The sequence below is a fragment of the Roseibium sp. genome (assembly GCF_050301095.1).
Taxonomy (GTDB): Bacteria; Pseudomonadota; Alphaproteobacteria; order Rhizobiales; family Stappiaceae; genus Roseibium.
The window spans coordinates 1-8,671 of sequence record NZ_JBNKYW010000049.1 but is presented as its reverse complement, the minus strand read 5'-3'; the positions used below and the strand labels follow the sequence as shown (position 1 = coordinate 8,671).

At 60.3% G+C, this 8,671-nt stretch carries 8 protein-coding genes and 1 pseudogene; 8 read left to right on the top strand and 1 reads right to left on the bottom strand.

Translation table 11 applies throughout. The features are described from left to right. Positions 1–203: 203 nt before the first annotated feature. Genes ACQY7U_RS04180 through recJ form a run of 4 tightly spaced genes read left to right on the top strand, consistent with a single transcriptional unit; the run spans position 204 to position 5,643 of the window. Positions 204–1,421 (top strand): LL-diaminopimelate aminotransferase, encoded by a 1,218-nt coding sequence (locus ACQY7U_RS04180; protein WP_428642289.1) that lies wholly within the window; start codon positions 204–206, stop codon positions 1,419–1,421. 22 nt (positions 1,422–1,443) lie between these two features. Further along, a complete protein-coding gene (locus tag ACQY7U_RS04175; protein ID WP_428642287.1) occupies positions 1,444–2,766 on the top strand; it encodes a homoserine dehydrogenase in 1,323 nt (440 codons plus the stop codon). 52 nt (positions 2,767–2,818) lie between these two features. After that, positions 2,819–3,814, top strand: coding sequence for a class II fructose-bisphosphatase (glpX, locus tag ACQY7U_RS04170; protein WP_428642285.1), 996 nt, complete (start codon positions 2,819–2,821; stop codon positions 3,812–3,814). A gap of 11 nt (positions 3,815–3,825) precedes the next feature. Continuing rightward, positions 3,826–5,643, top strand: a complete 1,818-nt coding sequence (gene recJ, locus ACQY7U_RS04165) for a single-stranded-DNA-specific exonuclease RecJ (protein WP_428642283.1) — start codon at positions 3,826–3,828, stop codon at positions 5,641–5,643. 1 nt (position 5,644) lies between these two features. On the opposite strand, the gene ACQY7U_RS04160 is transcribed toward recJ, so the two are convergent. After that, positions 5,645–6,271, bottom strand: a complete 627-nt coding sequence (locus tag ACQY7U_RS04160) for a LysE family translocator (protein ID WP_428642281.1) — start codon at positions 6,269–6,271, stop codon at positions 5,645–5,647. Positions 6,272–6,423: 152 nt separating this feature from the next. On the opposite strand from ACQY7U_RS04160, the gene ACQY7U_RS04155 reads away from it, so the two are divergent. The 4 genes and pseudogenes from ACQY7U_RS04155 to ACQY7U_RS04140 all read left to right on the top strand — a co-directional run. Further along, on the top strand, positions 6,424–6,615 hold the full coding sequence (locus tag ACQY7U_RS04155) for a hypothetical protein (protein WP_428642280.1): 192 nt from the start codon (positions 6,424–6,426) through the stop codon (positions 6,613–6,615). 84 nt (positions 6,616–6,699) lie between these two features. Beyond that, positions 6,700–7,590, top strand: coding sequence for a nitrilase-related carbon-nitrogen hydrolase (locus ACQY7U_RS04150; protein WP_428642278.1), 891 nt, complete (start codon positions 6,700–6,702; stop codon positions 7,588–7,590). Positions 7,591–7,708: 118 nt separating this feature from the next. Next, positions 7,709–8,194, top strand: coding sequence for an NUDIX hydrolase (locus tag ACQY7U_RS04145; protein ID WP_428642276.1), 486 nt, complete (start codon positions 7,709–7,711; stop codon positions 8,192–8,194). A 139-nt stretch (positions 8,195–8,333) separates the two neighbouring features. Continuing rightward, a pseudogene (locus ACQY7U_RS04140) lies at positions 8,334–8,671 on the top strand (inorganic phosphate transporter); the annotation flags it as partial.

The window sequence follows — 8,671 nt, the reverse complement described above, 5'->3', positions numbered from 1 at the left end:
TGTGAACACGGATACTTGGCGCCGCGAACAGTGGTTGGCCTGCTTCTGGAAAGCCGTTCTAACTTTCGCTCAAAAATTAGATAGCTAGTCGCGTAAAGACGGGTGCGCATTTTTTCCGGGGCTGCTAAAAGAGCCCCGCCGCGCCCGCGCCTACCACGGTTGCAGGGCGCGATCGGTACTGTCAATTCGCAAGGATCCGCGCCATGGAGGAATTCCATAAGATCAAACGGCTGCCGCCGTATGTCTTTGAACAGGTGAACAGGCTCAAGGCGAAGGCACGCGCGGCGGGCGCGGACATTATCGATCTCGGCATGGGCAATCCTGACCTGCCGACACCCAAGCACATCGTCGATAAGCTGACGGAAGTTGTGCAGGACCCGCGCACGCACCGCTATTCGGCCTCCAAGGGCATACCGGGCCTGCGCAAGGCTCAGGCTGCCTACTATGGCCGTCGCTTCGGCGTGAAACTGGATCCGGACACCCAGGTGATCGCCACTCTGGGGTCGAAGGAAGGCTTCGCCAATATGGCTCAGGCGATTTCCGCGCCCGGGGACGTCATTTTGAGTCCGAACCCTAGCTATCCGATCCACACCTTCGGTTTTCTGATGGCCGGGGCTTCGATCCGGAACATTCCGGCAGAGCCGGGAACGGCCTTCTTCGATGCGCTCGAGCGCGCGGTTATTCATTCCGTGCCCAAGCCCATCGCCATTATCCTGTGTTACCCGGCCAATCCGACCGCCTATTGTGCGGATCTAGACTTCTACAAGGACGTGGTCGCCTTTGCGCGCAAGCACAATGTCTTCATCCTGTCGGACCTGGCCTACTCGGAGATTTATTTCGGCGATACGCCGCCGCCGTCGGTTCTTCAGGTGCCCGGCGCCATGGATGTGACGGTGGAGTTCACTTCGCTCTCCAAGACCTTCTCCATGCCCGGCTGGCGGATGGGTTTCGCCGTCGGTAACGAACGGCTGATCGCTGCGCTCTCGCGCGTCAAATCCTATCTCGACTATGGCGCCTTCACGCCCATCCAGGTAGCTGCGGCGGCTGCATTGAACGGTCCGGAAGACTGTATCAACGAGACCCGCGCCATCTACAAGAAGCGCCGGGATGTCGTCGTGGACAGTTTCGGCCGGGCCGGCTGGGACATTCCGGCACCGGAGGCGAGCATGTTCTGCTGGGCCCCGATTCCGGAAAAGTTCCGCTCCCTCGGCAGCCTGGAATATTCCAAGCTCCTCCTGGAGCGTGCAGAGGTTGCGGTCGCGCCGGGGATCGGTTTTGGCGAGCATGGCGATGAATATGTCCGCATCGGACTGGTGGAAAACGAACAAAGGCTGCGTCAGGCGGCAAGAAATATCCGCCGCTTTCTTGAAACTGCGGATCAAAAGCTGCACAACGTCATCCCGCTCGAGACCTCTGGCTGAATAGAACTGGATTGATTTCCGAATGGCAGAAGCACTGAAAGTAGGCGTCGCTGGCCTTGGCACTGTCGGCGCGTCCGTTGCCCGGCTCCTGGCAAAACATGGCGAACAGATCGCCCGCAAATCCGGGCGCGCGGTGGCGGTGACAGCGGTCAGCGCGCGGGATCCCAACAAGGATCGCGGTTTCGATGTGTCCGCTTTCGAATGGTTCACGGACCCGGTCGAAATGGCCGAAAAGGCCGATATCGATATCTTCGTGGAACTGATCGGCGGCGACAATGGCGCGGCGGAAGACAGTGTCCGGGCTGCGTTGGCACGGGGCGTTCACGTCGTGACCGCCAACAAGGCGCTGCTGGCGAAGCACGGTGTCGACCTTGCCGGAATCGCGGAAGCCAACAAGGCCTGCCTCAACTACGAGGCCGCGGTTGCCGGTGGTATCCCGATTGTCAAGACCTTGCGGGAATCCATGTCCGGCAACGATATCAGCCGCGTCTACGGAATTCTGAACGGCACCTGCAACTACATACTGACGCGTATGGAAGCCGATGGCATCAGCTTTGAGGACTGCCTCGCGGATGCGCAGCGCCTTGGCTATGCCGAAGCCGATCCCACCTTCGACATCGAAGGCAATGACACTGCCCACAAACTTGCAATCCTGACCAGCCTTGCCTTCGGTACCAAGATTTCGGCGGATGACATCTTCATGGAAGGCATCACTTCCATCACGACGGATGACATCCAGGCTGCCGACGAACTCGGCTTCCGGATCAAGTTGCTGGGTGTCGCGCAGCGCACCGATACCGGCATCGAGCAGCGGGTTCACCCCACCATGGTGCCGAAGTCCTCGGCCATTGCCCGCATCGACGGCGTTCTGAACGCGGTTGCCGTCGACGGCGACTTTGTGGGTGAAATCGTTCTGGCGGGACCCGGTGCCGGCGGCGACGCGACGGCTTCCGCAGTTGTTGCCGATATCGCGGATATCGCACGCGGCGACGAAACGCCCGTGCTCGGCATGCCGGCCGTTGATCTGAAAGACTACCAGCGCGCACGCATGCGCCTTCACGAGGGCGGTTACTACATCCGCCTGTCCGTCTACGACCGGCCGGGGGCTTTCGCCGAGATCGCCCACTGCATGGGCGACGCGGGCATCTCGCTGGAATCGATCGTTCAAAAACGGCATGCGGGTGAAGACGGGCCCGCGAGGTTCAACGCCGACGCGCCTCAGCCTGTCATCCTGATCACGTATGAGACCACTGAGGTCGCGATCAAGGAGGCTCTGGAAGCGGTCATGTCGAAGGGCGTGGTGGCCGAGAAGCCGCAGATGATCCGGATTGAGAAACTGAATTGAATAAGGGAGTTCCGCGCGGGGCGACTTGCGGGGAGGGAGACTGGAGATGTTGATGTCCAATAGCGAAAATCAGCCGTCGAGCGGACTGGACCGCATTCTGACACTCGAGCTGGCGCGCGTCAGCGAGAGGGCGGCCGTGTCGGCTGCGCGGCTGCGGGGCCACGGCGATGAAATGGCGGCGGATCAGGCTGCGGTGGACGCGATGCGGCGGGAACTCAACCGTCTGCCGATCGACGGTACGGTGGTGATTGGCGAGGGCGAGCGTGACGAAGCCCCGATGCTCTATATCGGAGAGAATGTCGGCACCAAGCAGGGCCCGAAAGTTGACATCGCGCTCGATCCGCTTGAAGGGACGACCATCTGCGCCAAGAACCTGCCGAATTCCCTTGCAGTGATCGCACTGGCGCCGGAAGGCGATCTCCTCAATGCACCCGACAGCTACATGGACAAGATCGCCATCGGGCCAGGCTACCCGCAAGGACTGATCGATCTCGATGCACCGATTGCGGAGAACCTTGCTGCCGTCGCAAAGGCCAAGGGTGTCGAAATCCATGAAATCACCGCTTGTGTCCTGGATCGGCCGCGCCACGCCCGCCTGATCGAGGACATTCGTGCAACCGGTGCCGCCATCCGCCTGATCGGCGATGGTGACGTTGCCGGCGTTATTCACACCACCGATCCGGATGAAACCGGTATCGACCTCTACGCCGGTATCGGCGGCGCACCGGAAGGTGTTCTGGCGGCGGCGGCTCTGCGCTGCATCGGCGGCCAGATGCAGTCCCGTCTGGTGATTACCCGCGAGGAGCAAGTCGAACGGGCTCACCGCATGGGTATCGAGGACATCAAGAAGAAATACACCCTTGAAGAAATGGCTGGACCGGACGTGTTGTTTGCGGCCACCGGTGTCACGGATGGCAATTTCCTGCAAGGTGTCCGCTTCGGCCGCAACCATATCACCACCCATACCGTGGTCATGCGCTCGTCGACCGGGACCGTCCGTTACATCAAGGCCCAGCACACGGATCTTGAAAAGTTCCATCTCGACTGAGACGGTACCGAATGCTCGGAACATCTGGGGAAGACGACAGGCGGCTGGTTCTCGGCGTCGCCCGGTCAGCGAACGACAATGCCTGGCGCGAGCGCTTGAGCGCGTCTGAAGCGCGCGCGGCCATGGCCATTTCCCAGATGCACGGCTTGCCGGATGTGCTGGCCCGCGTGATGGCGGCGCGGGGCGTGGTCCCCGACCAGGCTCCGGAATTTCTGGAACCGTCCCTCAAGACCCTGATGCCGGATCCGTCCCTTCTGGTGGACATGGACGCGGCGGTCACCCGGGTTGCCGACGCCGTCCAGGCACACAAGAAGATCGCCATCTTCGGCGACTATGACGTTGATGGCGCGACGTCATCGGCCATCTTCGCCAAGTATCTTCAGTGGCTTGGACTGGATCCCGTCATCCACATCCCCGACCGGATCATCGAAGGCTACGGGCCCAACGGCCCGGCCATTGAAAACCTGCGCCAGGGTGGCGCCGAACTGCTTGTGACGCTGGATTGCGGCAGCACCTCTTTCGAGGCCTTCGAAACAGCCCGTAAACTCGATCTCGATGTCGTGGTGATCGATCACCACCAGGTTGGGGAAACGTTGCCCGGGGTGCATGCCCTGGTCAATCCCAACCGCCAGGACGATCTGTCGGGGCAGGGCCATCTTGCCGCCGTCGGTGTGACCTTCCTGTTCCTGGTGGGACTGAACAGGGAGCTGCGCCGGAGAGGCGTCTTTGAAGGTGGGCGGCAGCCGGACTTGATGGCTCTGCTGGATCTCGTCGCGCTCGGCACCGTTTGCGATGTTGTGCCTCTGAAGGGCCTGAATCGGGCCTATGTCACGCGCGGCCTTGCCGTCATGCATCAGCGGCGGAATTACGGTCTGACGGCGCTCTCCGATACGGCTCGTGTCAGCGGCAAGCCGGCACCCTATCATCTCGGTTTTCTGATCGGCCCACGGATCAATGCGGGCGGGCGGATTGGTGACGCCGCCCTGGGTGCAAGGCTGCTGACGACAGAGGATCCTCACGAAGCACGGGCAATTGCCGAGCGCCTCGACCAGCTGAACACCGAGCGGCAAGCAATGGAAGCGGTCATGCTCGAACAGGCCGATGCCGAAGCCGCTCTGGCCGTTGAAGCGCGAGAACCGGCTGTTCTTCTGACGGGTTCCGACGATTGGCATCCGGGGATCGTCGGCCTGATCGCCTCGCGGCTGAAGGAAACCTACCGCCGTCCCGCCTTTGCCATTTCCTACGATGAAACCGGTAAGGGGACGGGGTCCGGCCGGTCGATATCCGGCGTCGATCTCGGCAAGGCCGTCCGGCAGGCGGTGGAAGACGGTTTGCTGGAAAAGGGCGGTGGCCATGCCATGGCAGCCGGTCTGACGGTCCGGCGGGAAAAGGCTGCGGAGCTGGAAAGCTTCTTCAACGAGGTACTGAAGGAAGAGGTCGAGGCTGCGACCGCTCACAGGGAGTTGAAGGTGGACGCCGCCCTGACGGCAACCGGTGCAACCCTGGATCTGATGGAGCTTCTGGAAAAAGCCGGTCCTTACGGGGCGGGGCATTCAGAACCGGTGTTCGCCTTTCCCGCGCACAGGATTTCCTTCGCCGATGTGGTCGGCAAGGGCCATGTCCGCGCCACGCTGGCCGCAGGTGACGGCAGTACGCTCAAGGGCATCTGCTTCAAGGCCGAGGACAAGCCGTACGGCAGGATGCTGCTGGAAGGACGCGGCAAGGCGCTCCACGTTGCCGGGACGCTGTCAATCGATACCTGGCAGGGAACGCCGAAGGTCCAGCTGCGCATTCTGGATGTCGCCGATCCGCAGAAGGTCAGACTTTGACTTACTGTTCCTGAAGCGCCAGCCGGACGCCGAGCGAACACAGGATGACGCCGACCACCTTGTTCTGCCATTTGACCACGGTCGGGTTCCGACGCAGATAGCTTCCGAGCACACCCGCGCTCAGCGCGAAGATGATCGTGCTGAACAGCCCTAGCAAAACAAAGACCAGTCCGAGTTCGATGAGTTGAAGGAAGACGGTGCCATTTTCCGCATGGACGAACTGGGGCAGGAACGACAGGTAGAACAGGCCGGTCTTGGGATTGAGCAGTTCCGAGTAGATGGCCTGCCGGAAGGCGGTCGAAGGGCTGACGCGCGCGGTTTTTATTTGCCCGGCCGGAAGTCCGCCACCAGTCAGCGTCCTGATGCCGAGATAAATCAGGTAGGCCGCGCCCAGATACTTGATCACGGAGAAGAGCAGTGCGGAGGTCGCTATGATCGCGGAAAGGCCAAGAACGGCCAGAAGCGTGTGAATAATATCGCCGGCAGCGATCCCGACACCCGTTGCAATGCCTGCTTTTGCGCCTGAACTGGTTGCCCTGGCAACGGTCAGAAGCGTGGCAGGACCGGGAATGAACACGAATACCAGAACGATCATGACATAGGTCGCGAGAGTATCGGCATCGACCATGCGAGGGGCTCCAATCGGCTGAACAGGCCCGCGACTTGATCATATTCGCCGGCTTTTCGCCAGTCTCTGAGTGTTGTGGTAATCGGTTGTTAACCATACTCTAACGCTCTGCCCATACCTTTTTCCGGACGAAGGAATCGTGAGGAACTGGCATGCGCGCTCAGAATGAGCTTTCGCCCTATTTCGCCGAGATCGAGCTGCGCACCGAAAGGGCGCTGAAAGGGATCCGCGAAGTCCGAAATTCACCCAAGCTCAAGGCCTTGCCGCAAGAGCCGAGAATAACGGTCCTGGCGACCGGTTTTCTGGTTGTCCTCGCAGCTTTTGCCGGCTTGTTTCTGGACTGAACAGGGCAGATCGAAGGCCGGGCTTGATCCGGCTTGAACATCCCCTTTATGACTGGCGCTTCCGAAATCCACGTGCGGGGCGCCATGTCTGACTATCCTATCGCTCTTTGGTCTTTCAATCTTGGCCGGGCTCCTGATTCTGCCGAGGCTTTTGCGGGTCAGATCGAGGAAGGGCTCAAACGGGCGTCGGCTGAGGGTGCCCGGCTGCTTGTGTTGCCGGAATATCTGATCGAATGCTGCCTTGCCTTCAAACCTGACGGGCTGCCTCCGGAAGAGGAAATGTCGTTTCTTGCCGACGTGGGAACAGACCTCATCCCTATGCTCCGGTCCCTGCCTGGCAAATACGGGGTCTCGTTGCTGGCCGGCTCGATGCCCGTCAAGACGGCTCAGGGCATCACCAACACGGCGGTCCTGTTGACGGCGGACGGACGGGAAATCCGCCAGGACAAGCTTTGTCTGACGCCATTTGAACAAAGTCCCGACACCTGGCATCTGACGCCCGGCAACGAGTTGAAGACATTTGAACTCGACGGATTGAAAACGGCCATACTGATCTGTCTTGATGTCGAAATGCCGGCGCTCAGCAGTCTTTTGGCGAAACAGGATCTGGACCTTCTTCTGGTGCCCTCCATGACGGAGAAGCCATCCGGTTATCACCGCGTCTTTGGTTGCGCCAAGGCGCGGGCGGTGGAAATGATGTGCGCCGTCGGTGTTTGCGGCGTGGTGGGCAGATCGAAAGGAACGACCCAGAACGACACGAACTACTCCGGGGCTGCGCTCTATCTGCCTTGCGAGGAGGAGTTCGGGTACACGGGCGTTGGTGCGCAGGTGCCGCCAACAGGTGGTGAAAATGGCGAAGAACCCTTCCTGATCGCGTCCGTTCCACTTGGTCAGTTGCGGGAGTTGAAGTCGGGAAAAGCGGAAGTTTGGCCGGGTGCCTGGACAGCGGACCATGTGAAGATCAGGGCAGATTGATTTCATTGAAGAATTCAGGTCACTACCCCGTGATTGCGCACAAAGTGCACTTTTGTCTGGACGGACGCTACGGAACTCACTATATACGCCACCTCAGTTGGTAGGTTTCGGTATAGAAATGGGATTCGCAAGGACATCGGCAGCGCCGGATTTTTCGTGGTTGCAGGGATTGGGTGGTTTGTTCGTCAAACCGGCCCGGCTGCAAATCGCGGCGCTGTGTATCCGACCCGGAGAACAGGAACCGGAAATCCTTCTGGTTTCCACTCGCGACACCGGTCGGTTTATTTTGCCAAAGGGTTGGCCGGAAAGGGACAAGCCTGCGTCGGAGACCGCGTTGATCGAAGCCTACGAAGAGGCCGGTGTGCTCGGCACGGCCGATCCCCGTCCGATCGGAAGTTTCCGGTCCTACAAAGGCATTTCGAACGGATTGAAAATTCGCACCAAGGTCCTCGTCTTCAAGGTCCGGTTCGAAAAGCAGCTGAAGAGTTTTCCCGAAACGGGGCAACGAAAACGCCTCTGGCTGCCGGTGTCCAAGGCCATCGAGAAGGTCGACGAGCCTGCTTTGAAACGTTTCCTGCGCCGGCACGCTTCCGAAATCCTGTGAATCCGGAAGAAGACCGGTACCATCGCTGTTTATTTTGCCGGCGAAAGATGTTCAACACTCGTGGAACATTCATCCTGCATTTTCCCGTGACTGCGGCAGGGCGTGCCCTGGTTCCGGCGATCTGAAAGAGACAGTGCGCGTGCTGACGCAAAAGGACTTGAAACGCAGGACCCTGGACAAGGATCTCGACCGGATCGGGTTTGTCGGGGATGCGGCCGAAGCCATGGGGCGAAGGCTGACCGGTCCGGGTCTCGCGATCATATTTCTGGCGTTTTGCGCTGCAACTGCAGCCACGCAGGTTTTCTCGACGGATGTTTCCGCTACGCTCATTCTGGTGTCGGCCAGCGTGATCGGCGGTTATATGGCGCTCAACATCGGCGCCAACGATGTGGCCAATAATGTCGGTCCTGCGGTCGGGGCTCGGGTCATCAACCTCACGCTTGCACTTGTCATCGCCGCCGTCTGCGAAAGCGCCGG